The 20,069-nt window shown below is 59.1% G+C and carries 15 protein-coding genes; 2 read left to right on the top strand and 13 right to left on the bottom strand.

The annotated features are described in order from the left end of the window. Positions 1 to 18 precede the first annotated feature (18 nt). The 4 genes from Thiofri_RS00265 to Thiofri_RS00250 all read right to left on the bottom strand — a co-directional run bounded on the left by Thiofri_RS00265 (position 19) and on the right by Thiofri_RS00250 (position 6,374). Positions 19 to 2,931: a glycosyltransferase gene (locus Thiofri_RS00265; RefSeq protein ID WP_009149479.1), complete on the bottom strand. Its 2,913-nt coding sequence runs from the start codon at positions 2,929 to 2,931 to the stop codon at positions 19 to 21. A 367-nt stretch (positions 2,932 to 3,298) separates the two neighbouring features. Beyond that, positions 3,299 to 4,369 carry a class I SAM-dependent methyltransferase gene (locus Thiofri_RS00260; RefSeq protein ID WP_009149478.1) on the bottom strand — a complete coding sequence of 357 codons (1,071 nt, stop codon included), beginning with the start codon at positions 4,367 to 4,369 and terminating at the stop codon, positions 3,299 to 3,301. Beyond that, entirely contained in the window at positions 4,366 to 5,607 is a 1,242-nt protein-coding gene (locus Thiofri_RS00255) for an ABC transporter ATP-binding protein (protein WP_009149477.1), read from the bottom strand. The genes Thiofri_RS00260 and Thiofri_RS00255 overlap by 4 nt, the downstream gene beginning before the upstream one ends. Further along, a complete protein-coding gene (locus Thiofri_RS00250; protein ID WP_009149476.1) occupies positions 5,604 to 6,374 on the bottom strand; it encodes an ABC transporter permease in 771 nt (256 codons plus the stop codon). Before Thiofri_RS00250 ends, Thiofri_RS00255 begins: the two co-directional genes overlap by 4 nt. Positions 6,375 to 6,683: 309 nt before the next feature. On the opposite strand from Thiofri_RS00250, the gene Thiofri_RS00245 reads away from it, so the two are divergent. After that, on the top strand, positions 6,684 to 7,649 hold the full coding sequence (locus Thiofri_RS00245) for an FkbM family methyltransferase (protein WP_009149475.1): 966 nt from the start codon (positions 6,684 to 6,686) through the stop codon (positions 7,647 to 7,649). Positions 7,650 to 7,816: 167 nt separating this feature from the next. Here the strand turns inward: Thiofri_RS00245 and Thiofri_RS00240 are convergent, their stop codons facing one another. Continuing rightward, positions 7,817 to 8,779 carry a GDP-mannose 4,6-dehydratase gene (locus tag Thiofri_RS00240; RefSeq protein ID WP_009149474.1) on the bottom strand — a complete coding sequence of 321 codons (963 nt, stop codon included), beginning with the start codon at positions 8,777 to 8,779 and terminating at the stop codon, positions 7,817 to 7,819. A gap of 513 nt (positions 8,780 to 9,292) precedes the next feature. Here Thiofri_RS00240 and gmd point away from each other — a divergent pair. Continuing rightward, on the top strand, positions 9,293 to 10,378 hold the full coding sequence (gene gmd, locus Thiofri_RS00235; protein WP_009149473.1) for a GDP-mannose 4,6-dehydratase: 1,086 nt from the start codon (positions 9,293 to 9,295) through the stop codon (positions 10,376 to 10,378). Here gmd and Thiofri_RS00230 read toward each other — a convergent pair. From Thiofri_RS00230 to Thiofri_RS00195, 8 genes are all read right to left on the bottom strand, one after another. Next, on the bottom strand, positions 10,341 to 11,501 hold the full coding sequence (locus tag Thiofri_RS00230; RefSeq protein ID WP_009149472.1) for a glycosyltransferase: 1,161 nt from the start codon (positions 11,499 to 11,501) through the stop codon (positions 10,341 to 10,343). The two genes, gmd and Thiofri_RS00230, sit on opposite strands and share 38 nt — an antisense overlap. A gap of 13 nt (positions 11,502 to 11,514) precedes the next feature. Then, positions 11,515 to 12,672: a glycosyltransferase family 4 protein gene (locus Thiofri_RS00225; protein WP_009149471.1), complete on the bottom strand. Its 1,158-nt coding sequence runs from the start codon at positions 12,670 to 12,672 to the stop codon at positions 11,515 to 11,517. 248 nt (positions 12,673 to 12,920) lie between these two features. Continuing rightward, positions 12,921 to 14,048: a glycosyltransferase family 4 protein gene (locus tag Thiofri_RS00220; protein WP_009149470.1), complete on the bottom strand. Its 1,128-nt coding sequence runs from the start codon at positions 14,046 to 14,048 to the stop codon at positions 12,921 to 12,923. Positions 14,049 to 14,081: 33 nt separating this feature from the next. Beyond that, positions 14,082 to 16,010, bottom strand: coding sequence for an asparagine synthase (glutamine-hydrolyzing) (asnB, locus tag Thiofri_RS00215; protein ID WP_009149469.1), 1,929 nt, complete (start codon positions 16,008 to 16,010; stop codon positions 14,082 to 14,084). Continuing rightward, positions 16,010 to 17,131 (bottom strand): glycosyltransferase family 4 protein, encoded by a 1,122-nt coding sequence (locus Thiofri_RS00210; protein ID WP_051023880.1) that lies wholly within the window; start codon positions 17,129 to 17,131, stop codon positions 16,010 to 16,012. Before Thiofri_RS00210 ends, asnB begins: the two co-directional genes overlap by 1 nt. Positions 17,132 to 17,451: 320 nt before the next feature. Next, a complete protein-coding gene (locus Thiofri_RS00205; RefSeq protein ID WP_009149467.1) occupies positions 17,452 to 18,372 on the bottom strand; it encodes an FkbM family methyltransferase in 921 nt (306 codons plus the stop codon). After that, positions 18,356 to 19,360, bottom strand: coding sequence for a lysylphosphatidylglycerol synthase transmembrane domain-containing protein (locus tag Thiofri_RS00200; RefSeq protein ID WP_009149466.1), 1,005 nt, complete (start codon positions 19,358 to 19,360; stop codon positions 18,356 to 18,358). Before Thiofri_RS00200 ends, Thiofri_RS00205 begins: the two co-directional genes overlap by 17 nt. Continuing rightward, positions 19,357 to 20,022 (bottom strand): class I SAM-dependent methyltransferase, encoded by a 666-nt coding sequence (locus Thiofri_RS00195; RefSeq protein ID WP_223296745.1) that lies wholly within the window; start codon positions 20,020 to 20,022, stop codon positions 19,357 to 19,359. The genes Thiofri_RS00200 and Thiofri_RS00195 overlap by 4 nt, the downstream gene beginning before the upstream one ends. Between the last annotated feature and the right edge of the window lie 47 nt (positions 20,023 to 20,069).

Below are 20,069 nucleotides of genomic sequence, written 5' to 3'. Positions count from 1 at the left end.
ACGCAGGTGTCAAGAAAATTATTTCCGCGCCCAGCGGATCACCGCTTGTGTGACCTGACTCTGTGCGGTCTGTTCTCCGTCCAGCGGCCAATGCGTGATCGGGGTGGCGAGGATGCCGGCGCGATCACGTTGTTCGGCGGCGCCCCCGGGCCCGATCCAGGCATCCGCGACGCTGGTCGTGACGGGCGACTCCTCCAGAAGGCCGGTTGGGAGATTAAGCCATTCGCAAACTGGATTCCGGATGGTCTCGAAGACTCCTCCGCGCCAGCGCACGCACTCGAGCGCATGGCGCGAATCCCAGGCGGCTAGAAGCGATAGCAACCAGTGGGGGGGCTGGTCCATGTAAGGGGTGAGATCGAGATAAACGCGACGGATGGCGGTGGCTCGCCGATTACGCAGGATGCTTTCCACCACGGCGGCGCGCGCCTGGGCGGACAGCTGGTCGCTGCCAGGACGCGCCGCGAGATCAGAGAGGAGTTGTTGTTCCCTGACCAGGGGATGGTCGCGATAGAACCGCTCGATGTGGCGATGGTACAGCGTCGCGACACGATGGGGGGCATGATGGGCGCGCACGTAATCGCGCCCGGCGCTTGCCAAGGCTTGGCGCTTTTCGGGGGCGGTTGCCAAGTCGTCGATCGCGGCGGCCAGTTGCGCGGCGGCGCAGGCGTCTGGCAAACGGCAGACCACCTCGGCTGGCAACTCGGCGGCAAAGCCATGGGCGTTGCAGATTAGGGCGACTCCGTGGGCAAGGGCGTCGAAAATCGCGGCCGAGGTTTCGCCCCTGGACTCGGTGCGCAGTTGCACCACCACATCCGCGGCATTGAGCCAATCGGCGTACGTGGGGGAATCGACATAGCCGGTGATGCGACAGCGCGCGAGCCTGTGGCAGCGGCGCGCGATCTCGCGACCATAGTCGCCAGCGTTGGCGATCGAGCCAACTAGGATCATCCAGGCCTTTTGCGATCGCGCCGCAGCGCAGGTCTCCCAGGCGTCAAGGAGGCGGTGATTGAGTTTTGTGGGCGCGACAAAGCCAAAACTGCAGACAACGAAGGCGTCAGCGCCAAGCCCGAGCCGCTCGCGCGCAACTTGGCGGGCCACCGGGCTCGCCAGCGACAGTCTCCGCGGAAAGGGCACGACCTCGAGTTGGGCGCCAAAGGCGTCGCCATAGTGCTGCGCGAGCACTTGGCGGGCGTGGTGGGAGTGGACCAAAACGCCAAGGGTGTCTTCGAGGATTCCGCGACTGAGGGGATAGTGCGCAAGCACCGCGGCGAGGCTTTCTTCCCGTAACATTCTCAGGGCCGCGGGACCGTGATCGCGCCACAGCAAGGTGCGAAAGTCAGCGTCCGCGGATGGATGAGCGTGGAGCAGCGCCAGGATATTGCTGAGAAAGGCATCGTGTTGCACCACCACACCGGGGTAGCTACGCAACAGGCTGAACATTTCTTGGTGATACTGGCTGTTTCCGAGATGGTACAGAATGCGATCATAGTCTCTGGCATGCGCGGGGAAGGCATCCAGGGGCCGGAAGGAAAAGTTGGCGCTGAGCCAATCATCGGCGACATCGAGGCTGTCAGTGTAGAGGTCGATCGCGTAGTAACGCGCGAGCTCGGGTATGAGGCGCGCGCTGTAATCCGCGATACCGCTGCGTTGCGGCGGCAAGGGGGACAGGTAGGCCAAGCGCGGACGCTGGCGCCGCGGCGCGGCTGTCGCGGCGAGGCTGCCAAGCGCGTCCAGCGCGCGATTGGCGCTGCGCTCCCAGCTGAACTTGCGCGCCTGGACACGGGCATGCTCGCGCAGCCGTTGCCGCAACTCGGGGTTGGTTAAGCAGGCGGTTATAGCCGCGGACATGGCGGGGATACTGGTGGCGTCGAAGAGCGCCTCGGGAAGGTCGACAACCTCGACCAGGCTGCTGTTGCTGCCGGCGATGACCGGAGCGCCGCAGGACATTGCCTCGAGCACCGGAAGACCAAAACCTTCGTACAGCGAGGGGAAGATAAATAAGTCGGTCAGGCTGTATAGGGCGATGAGGTCGGCATCCGCAACATAGCCGGTGAAGACCACGGCGTCCGCGGCAAGACCCGCGCGCTTGCACACCGCCTGCAAGGCCTTGCGCGTGCTCGGTTGCATGGCGCAGACGATGACAAGTTGCCACGTCTGGCGCAGGGGTTGGGAAAGCCGCGCATAGGCGTGGATGAGTCCGTGGAGGTTTTTGCGGTGGTCGACGCCCGCGGTGCAAAGCAAGAATCGCTCGCGAATGCCATGGCGTTCGCGCAATTTGTCTGCTTCACCGGCGGCAAATTCATGCGCGGCGAATTCCCGCTCAGCGGCGCCCGAGATGTTGACCGCGGCGGACTCCGGCAGGCCGAGATGGGCAACGGCGTCCGCGCGCGTCGCGCCCGAGATGCAGAGCAGGAGGTCGGCGGCCTTGACGTCCAGAAGCACTTGATGATAGCGCTTGCGCGTTTCGGGATCGGCAAGGTAGTGATCAGCGAAGAGGTAGGGAATAAGATCGTAGAAGGTGACGGCCACGCGACAACAGGCGCCGGCCGCGGCAATGGCGACGATGGCATTTTCGTGCTGGCCCTCGAACGGGCTGGCGACATGCAGAATGTCAACCTGAAGCGCGAGGAGAAGCTGTTGATAGAGCTGGCGGCTCGCTTCGAGGAGGATGCCCCTGGTCGACTCGCTGGCGCTGGCGTCGAGCGGCAAGGCAAGAACGTGAATCCGCTCCGGCGGGATCACACCGCCGAGCCGCTCGCGCAAGGCGGCCAAGGTGTCCGGAAACCGATCCGACAGTAGCACACTGAAGCGATGGCCACGCATCCGCCCTTGGCGCGCCATCGCCAAGGCAAGACTGAGACTGTAACGCCCGACGCCACGATCACGGCTACCGCCGGTCTGGCAGGCTTGGAGATCAATCAGGATGTGCATGGAGGCGAACCCAAGCGCGCGGCCACCGTGCGTTAATCCGCGCGTCAATCAGGCGCTCGAACCGAGACTGAAGGCGCTCTGCCTGGCTACTTGCCGGACCCGTTGGATGCCGCCCCGGTTCCGCTCCTGGAGGAGGGCGCGGGTCGCGCGGAAGCATACGGAGGGAGAAAAGCAGTCGCTTGAGAGCATGACGCACGGGCATTGGCAGGAGCGGCTTTAGGCGACGCGAAAGGGCCGCGAAGCGCCCGGAGTGGCGGACGCGCGCTAGCGCGCTCTTAAGACGAATCCCCAAGCCTATCATGTCTCTTTTTGGTGATGCCGCGTTATTTTGCGCATGGTGAATTCAGTCCTGGGCGCAGGCAAAAAATTATTCGTCCCGTCCAGGCTCCCGCCCGCGCGGCGAAGGGGGCAGCTCGTAATCGTTTGGGGGACTTTTCAGCGGGCTTGCGGCCCAAAGAGTGTAATTCCTGTAAAGTCGAGTTGGGTCGTCTTGGGATAATCCGGCAATTGGCTCTGGCAGCGTGTATATTAAGCGCGGCTGCTGGAAGCCAACCCACTGCATTAAGAATCCGAGGTAGGTGTCAGCAAGCGGTATCTGGTGCGTTGGATCCGTGTAAAACCCCTGAAACGCCAACGGGTGGCGAAGGTTGATTGTTTCCACCATTAGAATCCCGCCCGGGGACAGCCGCCGCAGACAGAATTGTAGCATGGCGCCAAGACTTCGGGGTGGCAAGTGCTCGATCACTTGAAACAAGGTAATGGCGGAAAAGATTTCCGTGCCGGTCTGCAAATAGTTCAGCGCATCAGCTTCTTCCACGTCCAAGCCCGCCCTGCGGGCCCGCGCTGCCTCTTGGCTGTCACAGTCAATGCCCACGGCCGCGATCCGGTGCTCGCGCAAATATTCCAACCATTCGCCCGCGCCAGCGCCGATGTCCAACACTCTCCTCGCTTGCGCCGGCACTTGGCGAATGATAGGAAGATAACAGCGATACTGTTCGCGCAACAGTGGACGATGATCCCCACCGATTTCGCTGTAGTAGGAGTAAAAATCACGTTCTTTGTCAATCGGTTGGGTCGCGTCTGCTTGCCGCGCGATGCGTGCTTGGGCAGTGCCCAACCAGTCCGCCGTGGGGGCGTGCCAGGCGAAGGGCGGCGGTTGCAAGAATACCTGGGGCAGCAAGGGCATCAGTTGTTCGAGCCGATTGAGCCGGGTTTGATGCGATTGGTGATAGCGCTGATTGTCAGTTGCGTGGGCGGTGAGTTGCGCTTGCGCCCCGGCTAGCGTTGCCTGCGTCTGCGCCTGCTCTGCCTGCGTCTGCGCCAGCTCTGCCTGCGTCCGCGCCAGCTCTGCCCAAGCCCGTCGCTGTTGCGCACGCGTGCTTGGAATGACATGGGAAAGCCATGCCCGCAACCGCGTTTTCATGCCCGTCAAGGTCACGCTTGCACTCCCGGTTGATCATTCTTCGCCACCGGTTTGGTGGGACCGGTGAAAAACTTTGTTTCCAGCCGGCAAACTCCCCCGAAAGCCAGACCTTGAATCCCCGCGATTTCAAAACGAAGGACGCTGTCGTGCCAATGCAGCACTTCGACGCCTGATTCGGCACGACGATGCAAGCCGAGCGTGACGGTATAGTGACCAGGCGCGATGTTTAACACCACTTGCCAGCAAGCGGTCTGCGGCACCCCCAATGGTGGGTTCAGGGTCTGGTTGAACAAACTTGTGTTGGTACCGAAGATGTCTTGACCGAAACGATCACGAATCATAAAGCCAAGGGTCAGGTCATCAACGGCCTCCCGCACCAGGTAGTCCACCCAAATCTCCGCCGTCTCGCCCGCCGACATCACGTTGCCCGCGGATGCGCTCCCGACGATCCTTGCGCGTTCGATCCAGGCGCGACCGGAGCCGTACTCAGTGGGCTCGGGCGGAGTCTCTTCATGCTTGCGTTCCGCGTCCTGTTGCACGCGGGCAATGATACGGTTGTACAGATTTGTCGCCGGCTCCGGTTTGTCGTACCCGACCACCCGCCCGTTATCAAGGACCAACACTTTGTCGCATAACAACTTGATGGCGTTAAGATCATGGGAGACGAAGACAATCGATCCACCCTTGTTGCGAAACCGCTGAAGCGCGCCCATGCATTTTTGCTGGAAATAGGCGTCGCCCACCGCCAGCGCTTCATCTACCACGAAGCATGCCGGGTCTGCGTGTATGGCGATAGCAAAGGCCAGGCGCATGATCATGCCCGAGGAGTAGGTCTTGATTGGCTCTGCGATAAACTCCCCAAGCTCGGCGAACTCAATAATCGCGCTTTCGCGGTTTTTTGCACGCGCCGCTGTCATGCCCAGCAGCAGCGCGTTGGCACGTATATTTTCGAGCCCCGTCAGCTCAAGGTTGAAGCCAGTACCGAGTTCAAGCAGTCCGGTCGCCCGACCTGACACCTGCGTGCGCCCGGAATCAGGCAACAAGACACCCGTGAGTATTTTCAGCAAGGTAGATTTCCCAGCGCCATTGCAACCAATGATGCCGAGGGTTTCGCCGTCCTTGACTGCGAAGGAAACGTCATCAAGGACGTGATGCACGTGATGAAAGGCGCGCCGCAGGATCAGCTCCCGCAGCCGATCTGATGGCCGGCGGTAGAGCCGGAACGTTTTGGTTAGCTTTTCGACGACGATCATAGGAAATCGCGAATGTCTTTTTCCAGCCAACGGAGCAGGCGCCAGGCCAACACGACGACGGCGAAGCCGATGCCGGCAAGCCATGCCAGGGATGAGCTAGCGGGCAATTGCTGATCGACAAATATGGAGCGATAACTGCCTATGAATAGGTACGCGGGGTTGAGCCAATGCTGCAAATCTTGCACCAGGCGCGGCGCAATGTCGGGCACCCAAACGATCGGAGTGAGCCAGAACCAAAAGGTCAAGCCAATACCAACCAATTCACGAATGTCGCGTAGAAACACATTCAAAATCGCAAACAAAAGCCCCAACCCAAAGGCAAAGATTTGCTGCAGCAGATAGATTAGCCCGACCAACAACAACAGCTGACCTGGCCACTGCCCAACAAATACTAAGAAGCCCAAAAATAGCGCGAGGGCGATGGTGAAAGTGATGGTTTCGGAAAAAACGATGTATAGGGGCAAATAGCCCAGGTTGAGATAGATCTTGCCAATGATGTGGCGCTTGTCGATGAAGACTGTCGCACAGCGGGTGATGGTCGTGGAGAAGGCAATCCATGGCAACAACCCGCTGACAAGATATACCGGGTAATTGTATTCACCCACGCTGCCAGGGAGACGCGCCCCCATAATCTTGGCGAAAACCACGGTAAAAATAAATATCATGACCAACGGATGAATAAATGACCACAAGGCGCCAAAGACCGATCCCGAATAGCGGTCAATGAAGTCCTGCCGAGTAAATGCGAATAATACGGGCAATTTCATGCTATGGCGCTCGGCGGGAAAGTGGGCGGGCAGCTATTTGGTGGCTGAAGCACCACTTTATCCCGGATATGGTGCTCACGTTTGTCCGCCAAGTCCGCGCCTTGTTGGTAGCGCGGGCATGACAGCGTCTGTTAGGATTGCGGCATGGTCGCGCCGGCAGATGCCAGGGCGGTCATTAGACGCGACTCCACCGACCTAGGCAAGAAATTGGCCTCGCGCAGGGGAGGGTGCCGCAGCGCAATCTGCCTGGGAGGGATTTGTCCCTGCGCTAGCGTGTACAACTGTTAATCTCGGGCACGGAAAACACAAATGAAAAGGCTTGTTGAATTTTTGACGCCTGACAATGCAATTTATTATCTTGATGTCGACCCTGGGCAGGATATTTATGAGGAGCAGGTGGCTAAATCGGGCGGTTTTTTATCTGTTGCAAGGCTAACATACAACATGTGCTCGAGCAAGTCGGTGTTTTTTGATTTAGGGGCAAACATCGGAACTGTGTGCATACCTGTCGCCACGAAAGGCGCGAATGTTCATGCCTTCGAGATCCTAACTGAAAATATCGCTTCCCTCGTCAAGGCGGCGAATGCCTCTCGCATTTCGCTTGACTTGCACAAGAAAGCCGTTTGGCGCAATAGCGGAACCGTGAACTTCGGCGGTAATAGCGCCTGGGCCCATATTATCGAGTCTGGGGATGCGCAAATCGAGTCAGTTAGTCTGGACGATTTCTGCAACGAACACGATATCGGTAAGGTGGATGTCATCAAGATGGACATCGAGGGCTCGGAGCTAGAGGCATTGCAAGGGGCGGAAAGCGTCCTTCGCAAGCATTCGCCTGAAATTATTTTCGAGTCGAATGTTTTTTGTCTTCGGGGGAAATATTCCTACCACGATCTAATTGGGTTTCTATTCGCCATCGGCTACGATGTTTACAAAGGGAAGGATACGCACCTAGCACCCTACGCCAAGGGTGATTTGCAGTATGAAGTATTTTGCGATTATTTCGCGACCATCCGGCCAGCGGATGCGCTGGAAAGCCACACCGGATTCCCCGTGCGCCCATCCACCGAGCCGGAGCTAATCGATGCGATACTGCTACAGGACAAATACACCGATGTCCATCGCGAATATAGCTTCCAGATCCTTACACACAATCCACAAAGCTCCTTGAGAAATAATCAGAGTATCAAGGACGTGATGAGTCGATGGCAATCCTCGCTCGGCAAGGATATCAACCTGATCACGAATCTAAAGCGCGGAGCTGGAATCGAGGATTAGCCCGTACGGAGGCTAAACGGACCAGGCCTAAACCAGGTGCATCGTCACCACCGCGCCCCGGGGATGCTTCGCGCGGAACCGCACTTGGGCGCGCAGTCGGCACGATAGAACCAACCAGTTCGGTTTGTAATGGTTCGTGCCCTTCCGGCTTGTGTGCTTATTGGTACTCAATGGCTGTCGTGTTGCTCGGCGATGATCATGGCACGAACAATCTCTGGCACGCGCATCGCGGCTCGCCAGTTGAGACGCGCGGCGGCTTTGCCGGGATCCGCGCGGCTGCGGAGCAGGTCGGTGGGACGGTAGAGACTGCGATCGACACGAACGTGATCGCGCCAGTCGAGGTCGAGCGCGGCGAAGGTTTCGGCGATCAAGTCATTGAGACTGCACGAGTGGCCGGTGGCGATAAGGTAATCATCGGGCTGATCCTGCTGGAGCATGCGCCACATGGCATCGACATATTCGGGCGCCCAGCCCCAGTCGCGGATGATGTCGGTGTTGCCGACGCTGAGAATTTCATCGGCCCCGGCGGCAATGCGACAGGCGGTTGCGATAATTTTGCGGGTGACGAAGCGCACCGGGCGCAAGGGGGATTCGTGATTGAACAGGATTCCGGAGCACGCGAAGAGGTCATAGGCTTCGCGGTAGTTGGCGACCTGCCAATAGGCCGCGGCCTTGGCCACGGCGTAGGGGCTGCGTGGGCGAAAAGGCGTATCCTCGGTGGCGGGGGTGGCGCCGGTGTCGCCAAAACATTCGCTGGAGGATGCGTTGTAGAAGCGGATTGGCCGACCAACAAAACGCAGGGCCTCGAGCAGGTTCAAGGTGCCGAGATTGATGCTCTCGTGGGTTTCAGCCGGTTGGTGGAAGGATAAGCCAACGGAGCTTTGACTGGCGAGATTGTAGATTTCATCCGGCTCGGCCTGGGTGATGGCGGTCAGGGTGCTGCGGAAGTCGTTGATGGCGGCGGAGATGCAGCGCACTTGGTCGCGAATGCCAAGTTGGCCGAGATTGGCGAAGCTGGACAACTCGGCATCCCGCGAGGTGCCAGTAACCTGATAGCCTTTCTCAAGCAGTAACTTGGCGAGGTAGGCGCCATCCTGTCCGGAGACTCCAAAGATAAGTGCGCGTTTCATATTGCTCGGGCTGGTGATTAGTGATTGGTGATTGTTCGCGGGACTGCTTGCAGCGGATTTTTCGTTGCAATGGACTGTTGCGCGCGAGGTCGAAGACATCTCGGTAATGCCCCACGCTCGGCCAGGCTCCTTCCCACGGCATTAGGTGGTAGCATACCCCGTTTCAGCGCCGGGACGCTCGCCCAGCATGGAGCTCGCACCTAACTGCACGGGTTCTGGCTGGGATGCGGGCTTGTGAACACGGGCGCAAGCAGCCCTTTCAGCCGAGCTTCGCTGGGTCGGTGGCCGATGAAGGCCACCATCTGTGGTATTTTGGCGGATCTTATCCTGTGGCTCGATTGCTTAATTTAGTGACGGCCTGACTTTGACAACGCTCATGCACACCTGCCCTTGGACGTTGCCCCAAGGCCGCACCCAGCTTGGTCTTCCGCGAGGCCGCCGGGCAGAGTATTCGCGTGCCAAGAGGCGCTGACTGTAAACGCAACCACACTGAGACGAACTGACATAGTCGAAATGAAAAAAGCTCTTATCACCGGTGTCACCGGTCAGGATGGCGCCTACCTAGCGGAATTCCTGCTATCGAAAGGCTATGAAGTCCACGGAATCAAGAGACGAAGCTCTTTGTTCAACACGGACCGGATCGATCACCTATATCAAGGGCCGCACGAGCCTGATCGGCGGTTCATTTTGCACCATGGGGATCTGACTGATTCGTCCAGTCTCATTCGCATCATGCAGCAGGTTCGGCCCGACGAGCTTTATAACCTGGCGGCCCAAAGTCATGTCGCGGTCAGCTTCGAGGAACCAGAATACACAGCGAATTCCGACGCGGTTGGAACCTTGCGCCTGCTGGAAGCGATCCGGATTCTGGGTCTGGAGCAAAAAACCCGGTTTTACCAAGCCTCCACGTCCGAGCTTTATGGCAAGGTGCAAGAGGTTCCCCAGACCGAAACAACGCCCTTTTATCCCCGCTCACCCTACGCCGTGGCAAAACTTTATGCCTACTGGATCACAGTGAATTATCGTGAGGCATACGGCTTGTACGCCTGCAATGGCATTTTGTTCAACCACGAGAGCCCCTTGCGCGGTGAGACCTTCGTTACCCGCAAGATCACCCGGGCGTTGGCGCGCATCAAGCTCGGCATGCAGGAGCGACTATATCTGGGCAATCTGGACGCCAAGCGGGACTGGGGCCATGCCCGCGATTATGTCGAAATGCAGTGGTTGATGCTTCAGCAGGAAAGCCCGCAGGATTATGTCATTGCGACCGGAACGCAATATTCGGTTCGGCAGTTTGTTGAAACGGCCGCGCGGTCCATCGGGATCGAGATTCGGTGGGAAGGCCATGGCGCGGAGGAAAAAGGCTACAACACCGACGGTGGCAACTGCATTGTCGCGGTTGACCCACGCTACTTTCGCCCAGCGGAGGTTGAGACCCTGCTCGGCGATCCCAGCCGAGCGCGCGTCGAGCTGGGCTGGTCCCCGCGTATCGCGTTTGATGAGCTGGTCGAGGAAATGATGCGAGAGGACCTCAAGGAGGCCGAACGCGACGCGCTCTGCGCTAGCGAGGGGTATCCTGTGCTGGAGCGCCGGGAGTGAGCGCGCCCTTGGCAATCTCTGAGTAAAGTGTCGCGTAGGCTCGACCGAGCGTGTCGCCCGAGAAGAGCGCGTCGTAGCGTTGGCGGGCGTTGCGCCCAAGCCGCGCGGCCAAGGCGCTGTCAGTGAGCAGGCGCCGCATGGCGCCGGCCAGCGCCTCGGGCGATTCCGGCGGAACGACAAAGCCGGTTTTTCCGTGCTGGTTGACGAAGGATGTGCCGGTGCCGATCTCGCAACTGACCATGGGCTTGCCGTGCATGCTGGCCTCGACGAGAACCATGCCATAGGCTTCCGAGCGCAAGTGCGAGGGGAGTACGAGCCCGCGACAGGCCTTTAGTAGGGCGACTTTTTCGCTATCGGTGACGTGACCGGCGAATTTGACCTGATCGAGTCGCATGCGCCGAGCTTGCCCGCGCACCCGTGCCGCTTCTGGACCGAAACCGGCGATGACAAGCTTGCCAGGCAGGTTGCGGCAGGCCTCAAGCAAGAATTGTAAGCCTTTGTAATAACGAAGCACCCCGAGAAACAACACAAAGGGCTCGGATGGCTCGATGGCGAGACGCGCGAAGAGGCCCGCGTCCGATTGCGTCGGGTAGCAACTTTCCTCGATGCCCAAGGGAATCATGCGCAGACGCTCGGCGATGGCTGGATCTTGCAGTACCGGGCTAGTTCGCGCGTAAGCGGGCGAATTGCAGACAACAGCGTCCATGCCGCGCAAGGTGCGCAACATCAAGGGTTCATAGAGTCGTCCCAGCCATTTCTGCCGGACGACGTCGGAAATGTAGGTCAAGACCGAGGGCCTGCGCGGGGCGAGCTCGCGCAAAATATCAGCGAATGGCCAGGGAAAAAAGTAATGCACCACGTCGGCTTCAGCGACCAGGGCGCGAAAGGTTTTGACCGCTTGCAGTCCGCCGAGATCGCATGAGGCTGGCGCCGCCCAGGACCGCTGACGCACCACCTGGGCCTCGGGACGATCAATTCGCCCTGGCGCTGGATTTGGCGATAGGGTGAAAACGCTGTTTTGGACACCGAGCCTGCTGGTGCTTAGGCAGATCTGCCGAATGGCTTCCTGCATGCCTCCGGGGGGATCCGGAAAATAGGTGCGATAGACATTCAAAACCCTCATGCACGCTGGCCTTTCATGATTCGGACGCGACCTGGCGATAGACTGCAATTGTACTCTTGACGCATCGGTGCCAGGAAAAGGCGCCGGCCTGCTTGAGCCCAGCATCGCGCGCTGCGGCGCGCCATTGTTCATCTTCCAGACCGCTGAGAATGAGATCCCTCAGTGCGTCGGTGTCATTCGGCGCATGGTAGGCGGCGGCGTCGCCAGCGACCTCTGGCAGAGTCGAGGCGTTGGAGCAAACGACGGGAACGCCACTAGCCATGGCTTCGAGTACCGGCAGACCAAAGCCCTCGTAGAGGGAGGGATACACGAAAAGCCGCGCGCCGGCCATGATGGCGACCAAGCTCTCCTGGGGAAGATAGCCGAGATAGCGCAGCCAACCGGCACGTTGCGCGTCTTGCAAACGCGCGTGCAGTTGGGCGCTGCCCCAGCCGCGGTAGCCGATAATGACGAGCGGCCAACGCTGGCGTGTCGCATCCGGCAAACGGGAATAGGCATCCAACAAAACGCCAAGGTTTTTTCGTGGTTCGATTGTGCCGGTAAACAGGGTATATTGATCGGGCTTTATGTCGAGGGCGGAAAGCAGGCGCGCAAAATCCTTTCCCGGCTGCTCCGAGCGCGGGCGGAAATCCGGGGAGCTGGCCAGGGGAATTGCGTGAATCTTTTCCATGGGCCAGCCGAAGTAGCGCGCGACCTCTAGACGGGTGTGCTCGGCATCCGTGATCAAGGCGGTTGCGCGCTCCAAGGAACGCTCGATTTCCGCGCGCATGAAGCGCACTCGCTCCGGTGGGTGGCACTGGGGCCATTGATAGGGCGAAAGATCGTGAATGGTCACCACGCTCCTGCCAGCGAATGGCGGCAGGTAGTAGTTGGGGCCGTGAAACAGATGGTCCTCGAATCCTCTGAGTGATCGGGCTTTGCGCCAGGCGCCGAGCCCGCGATAGGCGGCAACGGTGAGACGGCTTTTTTGCGCCAGCCGCAGCCAAGCGGGCATGCTCGCCATGGCCTTGGCGGGATGGAGCGCGGGGACCGAGGAGACCAGTTTCGTCCCACGCAAGAACCGCAGCCCCTCAAGCTCCGCCCGTTGCAGACCCTTTGCCAGCTCGTCAGTGTAGCGTCCAATTCCCGTGAGCGGAAATTTGATCGGGTCAACTGAAAGAATGACTTTCACCGGATTTCTCTGTTGGATCACGTTTGATCGATGCGGGCGCGAGGTTGGATCGCGACCGACCGGGCACGTTATCAAATATGGCACAGCCTTGCAGCGATATGACAGCGAGAGACATTTGTGCTAGATCGTTTTTTTTTTAATTCAGGGTGTGCCTCGGCAATGCGCGCTCAACTCCATCGATCTGATTCCGCTTTGGGTCTTTATCTACCTCATGGCCCCCGCCACTCCGGCGGGTGAAACCTGCCTTTTCACGGCAAGCCCAACACCTCCTTCCAAACCGCCAAGGTCTCCCGCGCGACGCGCTCTCGCGTGAATTCTCTCAACACTTTATCCCGGCCAGCGTCGCCAAAGCCGCGGCGCATTGATTCATCGGCAAGGAGGGACGCAATGGCCTCGTTGAGCATTCCCTGGTCGCCGAAGGGCACCAGAAACCCCGTTCTGCCGTGCTCGACGGCCTCACGGCATCCGGGTACATCGAAAGTGACGATCGGCAGGCCGCAGCTTGCTGCCTCCAGCAGCGCCAGCGGCAATCCCTCCCGGTAGGATGGCAGGCAGACGATATCGGCCTGTGCCAGCACGGCGGGCATATCCGCGCGGCGCCCCCACCATTCCACGACACCCTCGTCGACCCACTGATGAAGCCGCGCCAAGGGCACCGACTCCGGATTTCGGAGATCCGGATCACCCACCAACGCGAAACGAGCCGGTACCTTCGCTGCCTTCAACGCCCGGGCACAGCTGACGAACTCACCCACACCCTTGTCCCACAGCATCCTTCCCGGCAGGATAACCAATGGTGTCGACGGCTGTCCGGTTCCTGGCAGGAACACGGAGGTATCCACGCCCGAGCTGCGGATCATGCGAATGCATCCAGGACGCGCCACCTTCGCGTCGACGAGCACGCGACAATCGTCGGGATTCTGCAAGATCAAACGGGTGTGCTCCCCATTCAACGCCAGCCTCAAGGCGGCGCTCAACGGGGGGCGCAACAGCCGCGCGCGGAGCTTGGCCGAGGAAAACACAAACCCAAGTCCGCTGAGCGCGAGCACCCGACGGCGGACGCCGGTGAGCCAAGCACCCGCAGTCGCGTGAAGCACTGGCTGCATGGCGACCGCATGAATCAAATCCGGACGAAAAGCGCGCATTGCCCGCACAAGCCCAATCAATGCCTTGAACTCCAACAGGGGGTTACGCGAGCCTCGCTCCAGTTGCCAGTCGAACACGGTTACCCCAGCCTGTTCAATTTTCGCCCGCTGGTCGGCAATCCGGGTGAGAAGAGCGACCTGAAAACCCTCCTGGATGGCGGTTTGCGCCAGATGCAAGCGATGGGACACGAAAAACCAGTCTTCAGACACAACAAACAGTAAACGCGTCATGGCCATGCCCCCTTGCGCGCCCCACTGATCATGTTAGTGGTGGCCCGTTTCCCTGAGCCATGCCTGAAACATCAGCACATCCCAAAGATGATAATGCCAGCGGCGCGCGCCGGACTGGTGCTCCCGCCACATCTCGCGAATGGGTTGCGGGTCGAGGAAGCCGTCATTGCGCAACCGCGTTTCGTTCAAGAGGTCTTCCGCCCAGCCTCGCAAGGGGCCTCGGAGCCAATGCTCGATGGGCACGCCGAACCCCATCTTCGGGCGATTCATCAACGGGCGCGGCACGTAGCGATCGAGCACTTGTCGCAAAAGCCATTTCCCCTGGCCCTTGCGGAATTTGTAGCCGATGGGCAGGCGCAGGGCGAACTCGACCACCCGGTGATCCAACAGCGGAACTCGCGCCTCGAGGCTCACCGCCATGCTAGCCCGGTCAACCTTGGTGAGAATGTCATCGGGCAGATAAGTCACCGAATCCATCAACATCATCCACTCACGCGGGTCGGCCAACTGGGGAAAACCGCCGGCGCGGGCGAGGATACCCTCAGGTTCGCGCGCGCCAATCACAATCTGGTCGGGTTGTTTGGCGTGGGACACAAGACCCCGATAAAAGGACGGTCCATTCCGATGGGCCAGCACGTCCGCCAACTTTGGCAAGCGGTCCGCCAGCTGCGGGACTCTCAGCCGCCGGGGCAACAATCGCTGCAAGGAATCCAACGCATGCCCAGGCGCGCGTCGAAACATCGCCGCGATGGCGCGGCGCAGTGGGTTTGGCAGCAGTTGCAGGAAGCGCCAAACTTGGTAGCCCAGCACATAGCGGTTATAGCCGCAGAACAGCTCATCGCCTCCGTCGCCCGAAAGCGCGACCGTGACATGACGCCGGGCAAGCTGGCTGACGAGAAAGGTCGGAATCTGGGACGAATCGGCGAATGGTTCATCATAAATAAAAGGCAGCTTGGGTACCACCGCCAGCGCCTGTTCCGGGCTAACGAGCAATTCGGTGTGGTCGGTGCCAAGGTGCGCGGCCACCTTCTTGGCGTGCCGCGATTCGTCGTAGGCGGCCTCGTGAAAACCGATGGAAAAGGTGCGCACTGGCCGCTGGCTCTGGGCCTGCATTAGCGCGGTCACCATGGTTGAGTCGTACCCGCCAGACAGAAAAGCGCCGAGCGGCACGTCAGATGCCATGCGTCGCTTTACCGCATCCGTTAGCAGGGCGTCCAATTCGTCAGTTAGCTCGGCCGCTCCGGCCTCGACCGTGCCGGCTTCCGCGACAGTGGCAAGACTCCAATAGCACCGGGGCTTGCCAATGCTCCGGCCCCCTTCGCGGATCACCACATAGTGTGCCGGCGGCAACTTGGCGATGCCGCGATAAATGCTCCAGGGAGTGGGTACATAGTTGTGTCGCAGATACAACGTCAAGGCATCGCGGTCAATCATGCCTTGCCAGCCCGAGTAAGCACGGAGTGCCTTCAGTTCCGAGCCGAACAGGAAAGCCTTCCCATAATGTCCGTAGTACAAAGGCTTCTCGCCCATGCGGTCCCGCGCGAGATACAGCAAGCGCTCCCGGGCATCCCAGAGCGCGAAGGCAAACATCCCATTGAGTCGCTCCAGGGCAACTGGCACACCCCAATGCCGCAACGCGGCCAGAAGAGTCTCGGTGTCGGAGTGACCGCGCCAGTCAAAGTAACCACCGACACACTCCAATTCACGGCGGATATCCAGGTTATTGTAAATCTCGCCGTTGTAGGTCAACGCGTAACGCTTACAGGGGGACACCATCGGCTGATGGCCGGCCGGGGACAAGTCCAAAACCGCCAAGCGTCGATGCGCCAGGGCGAGACCCGCCTTGTGATCGCACCACACGCCGCGGCTATCGGGACCGCGCGCCTGGATCGCGACCGACATCCGCTCGGCGATTGCCGCATCGCAGCGATCAGGGTGCCAATAGCCGGTGATACCGCACATCAGTCATTATCCCGCGAATGATTGCCGCTCCGATGCCCGGCTCGTTCGGGAGCGAACAAGGCTTCCCACTGCCGAGCAATCTTCGCAAGCGCGAAGCGCTCCCGGACCTCCCGCGCACGCAGGCCCAGACGGTGACGCAAGGGTGGATCTTCCATTAGCTCCCGCAACCGGGAGATCAAGCCAAGCAACGCGTTTGATGGATGAACCAAAAATCCATTGACCCCGTCGTGGATCAAGTCCGCGGGTCCAGCTTGGCAATCGAGACTCACAACCGGCAAGCCGTGGGCCATCGCCTCGAGCAGCACATTGGGAAACCCCTCGAACCGCGAAGTAAGCGCGAACAACTGGGCACGCTCATACCACCTGCCCAGATTCCCGACGCGTCCGGGCAGATGCACGCGCCCCCCCAAACCGGCTTGCTCGATTTGGGCTTCAAGGCGGGGACGCTCCGAGCCTTCGCCAAGGATGAACATGTCCCATGTTGGAAAGTCCGGCGCCAACGTTGCGAACGCCCCGATCAGCATGGGGAAGTCCTTCTGAAGAGCCAAACGACCGACAGCTAGCAGCAGACATCGGTCAGGCTCAACGAGGGTGTCAGGAGAGATTGCGGGCTTTGCGTCAGGAATTGGGAAAACACAGGGATTAGCGATGACAACCGCGCGGCTGCCGGGCACAGATTTTGCCAACCAGTCCGCCCCGCGTTGGGTCTGCATGACAACATGGCTCGCCCACGGATAGGCGAGTCGTCGCATCACCTTCGAAAAGGAGCCTGTCGGCATCATCGGTGGAAAAATTCGCTCGGATATCACCACCGGAAGACCAAGAGCGCGAGTTGCCAAAAGCACGGCGAGGTTCACGTCCGTCAGGAAAGACAGCACCGCATCGGCGCGGAACTCTCGGATCATCGAGCGCATGGCCAGCAGTCTCCGAATGTTGTTCCCCGCGTTTCTCCGCGTTGTGCCGACCCGATCGGCAAGAAATTCCAGCCGGACTCTGTAGTCAAGCGGGTAAAGGCACTCCCCGCGACCAGAAAAAGTCGGAACCAAAAGAATATCATGGCCATGCGATGCCCATTGGTTGCACAAGAGTGCCGCGACTCGCTCCGCGCCACCGCCGTGCATCGAGCTTACGAAAAAAACCACTCGAGCCATGAAAGAGAATCCGGCCTACTATTTCCCTGAGTATTTTGGTAATTTTGATAGGTTGTATTGCCTTAAATAACCCTTGGATTTGATGGCTCCGGAAATAGACGCGCAAGTCAAATTCCAGAAACCGCGATGCTGGCTAAAGCAGCAGCGACCAAGAGCAGAGCAGCACAAGAAATTCTACAGCGGCGACACGCTCTTGGTACATGATGCCGTAGCCCGACCAAGAGTCGATGGCGGACGCTGCCGACGCTAAACAAGGATGATTGGATAGGCAAAAGCCATGGGATCCACTGTTAACCCTGACAATCATTGTTGAGACACCGACCAGGACCGTTCTTGCCGAATATCCGTGCGTAACGGGCAGGTACGAATAGGATGTTTATTGACCCTTCTTTCGGGGTAAGCTTATCCAGCTCGGATTGACCACCGATGATCGGCGAACCGGTCCCACCATGGCGTATACGGTAGTCCAATGCTTGCAGTTGAGCCAGCATTTTTTTCATTACCTCAGGTTGGTCAAGAAAGAGATGAGGCGACCATTCCATCAATATAAGGGGAGCGAATTGCCTTATTGTCTGCATTGCCCCATTCAAGACCTGAGGTTCGTTGCCATCGACATCAATCTTAATGAGATCAACTGTATCCAGACGATTTTGCGCGACATAGTTGTCTAGAGTAATTGCAATAGCTCCAGTTGTTTCATTTAGCCTGCCGCAATGAACTGCGTGTAGTCCCTCCCCGCCAGCAAGTGGCCAACTGGAATAAATTTGCTCTTTTACCTTTTTCGTCGAGTCTGCAACAAGCATGGCCTGAACAGCATGGACAACTGGCGCCAACGCGGGGTTGAGCGCGAGGTTTGTGCGAAGCTTGCTTAATGCCCAATGGGTGGGTTCGAACGCATGCACCCTGCCATCGTGTTGTTGCAATAGTTGAGCGAGCGGAAGCGTATGAGCGCCGATATTCGCTCCGATATCGAAGACAATACGAGGTCGAACCGCGGCACATACTTTCTTGTAGAGCCTGAGTGTTGGCAATTCAAACCCGCCCAGCAGGTAGATTGAGAAATCGATTCCCTCGCGCAGATCAAGTTTCCAGTTGAGTCCGTTACGTCTTGTGCAAACTACGTTGCTCAAGCCAAGCAACCCGCGACAACCTCGAATACCGGTGCTGAAAGCGGAGGCGAGAGCGATCTTCTGTTTAGTGTTTAGTTTCATTTGGTTTTGATTCTGCGGCGTAAAAACCGGAAACGCCGGTTCGCCAAGAGGCCATGCCCGCCAGTATAGCCGCGACGAGAAGCACGACCGCTTGGAATACCGTGGCGAGCGCGACGGCAATGGTGGCGGGGACGTCAAATAGCCCGAGCGCCCACCGGCCGGCCAGTTGATAGACGCCAACGTAGCCTGGGGCCGACGGCAGCGCTGAGCCTGCCGCGAAAAACACCCATAAGACCAGCGGCGCCGAAAGCGGCAAATCGAGTCGAAACGCCCGTAAGACCAAGGCCACCGCGCAATAGTCAGCGATGAGGACAAGGAATATAACAGCAGCGACTCGCGGGCTCGGTACCCGCCGCAGTGCGACTGAGAGTCGGTGACGGACGTTTGCGGCGAACGTGAGCGGCTGCGCAGGCCAGCGGATGCGCCAAAATTTGACCACTCGCGTAACGGTAAACCTTCCAAGAACATGTCTGCGTGAGGTGAGGGCTACGCCTGTCATCACTAAGCCTAAGGCGAGACCAAAGCCGAACAGCCAGTCGTCGACGAAATCCGGAATCGGCATAACAAGAAAGAGCACTGATGCCACGCAAACCAAAACCAGGATATCTGTGAGTCGATCGACAAAACCGCTGGCGACAACCTCGCTGAGTGATAAGTATGAGAGCTTGTACAGCGCGGCGACCCGGACGATTTCCCCAAGACGCGCTGGTATCACAAGATTGGCGAAAACCCCGAGCGCGGTTGCGCGGAAAAATTCCGGCTGCGTGTTGTTTGCGCTCCCCGAAAGCAAGCGCCAGCGCCAACCGCGAAGCAGAATTCCCAGGGCGATAGCAAAGCCGGCGAAAACAAGAGACGCCAGCTGCAAATCCACCAGGGCCCGGATTACCAACTTGGGCTCTACCTGACGCAATGCGAGCCACAAAAAAAGCGCACTTAGGAACAAGCTAACTAGAATGACCAGCGCCGCCTTGCGGATGGAACGCGTCATGTCGAGCGGCGCTCCAGTACGATGAAGGCGAACATCGCCCAGCGGTTCTCGCCGACCGTTCGCTCCAGGCGACGGATCCATGGATAGGCCCAACCAGGCATGAGCGATCTCATGGAAACGCCGCCGGAAAGCAAGTAAGCCAGCGGCATCAAAGGCTTAATGGCCAAATTGCGTAAAGCTGGAAATTCCGCCTTAAACCGGCGCTGGTCGCGCTGGAACACCAGCCAAGGTAATGCGCCATTGGCCGCGGACAAGGGGCCCTGGCCTGGTGGGAGCGACCACTGCTTCGCCTTGGGAAGAAATGGCTCATGGTGCAAGTGGGTGTATACCCATTCGGACCAAGGCGTTCGCCAGGGCTCTATCATCAGGACACGTCCACCGGGACGAACGCAACGTACGGCCTCATGAAAGAAAAGCCGCACATCCGGGATATGATGGAACACATCGGTCATAACGATCGCGTTTAACGAATGCGCAGAGAATGGAAGCCTGCTTGCATCCAAGACGCATTTAGCATTCGGAGTCGAAAAAACCTCGGAGGTGATAAGCCCCGGCAAAAGCTCCGACAGAAACCCAGCGCCGGAGCCTAGTTCAAGCACGTCGTCCCGAGCAGGCAATGCGTCAATAATCAACGCATACCACTCATCATAGACCTGCGCCAAGAAAGCTTTATCCCGTAGAATACGACGGCGAAGGGCCGTCGTTCGGG

This window comes from Thiorhodovibrio frisius (assembly GCF_033954835.1).
Lineage (GTDB): Bacteria > Pseudomonadota > Gammaproteobacteria > Chromatiales > Chromatiaceae > Thiorhodovibrio > Thiorhodovibrio frisius.
Note: the sequence above shows the minus strand (reverse complement) of the source record. Positions and strands in the feature narration are given on the sequence as shown.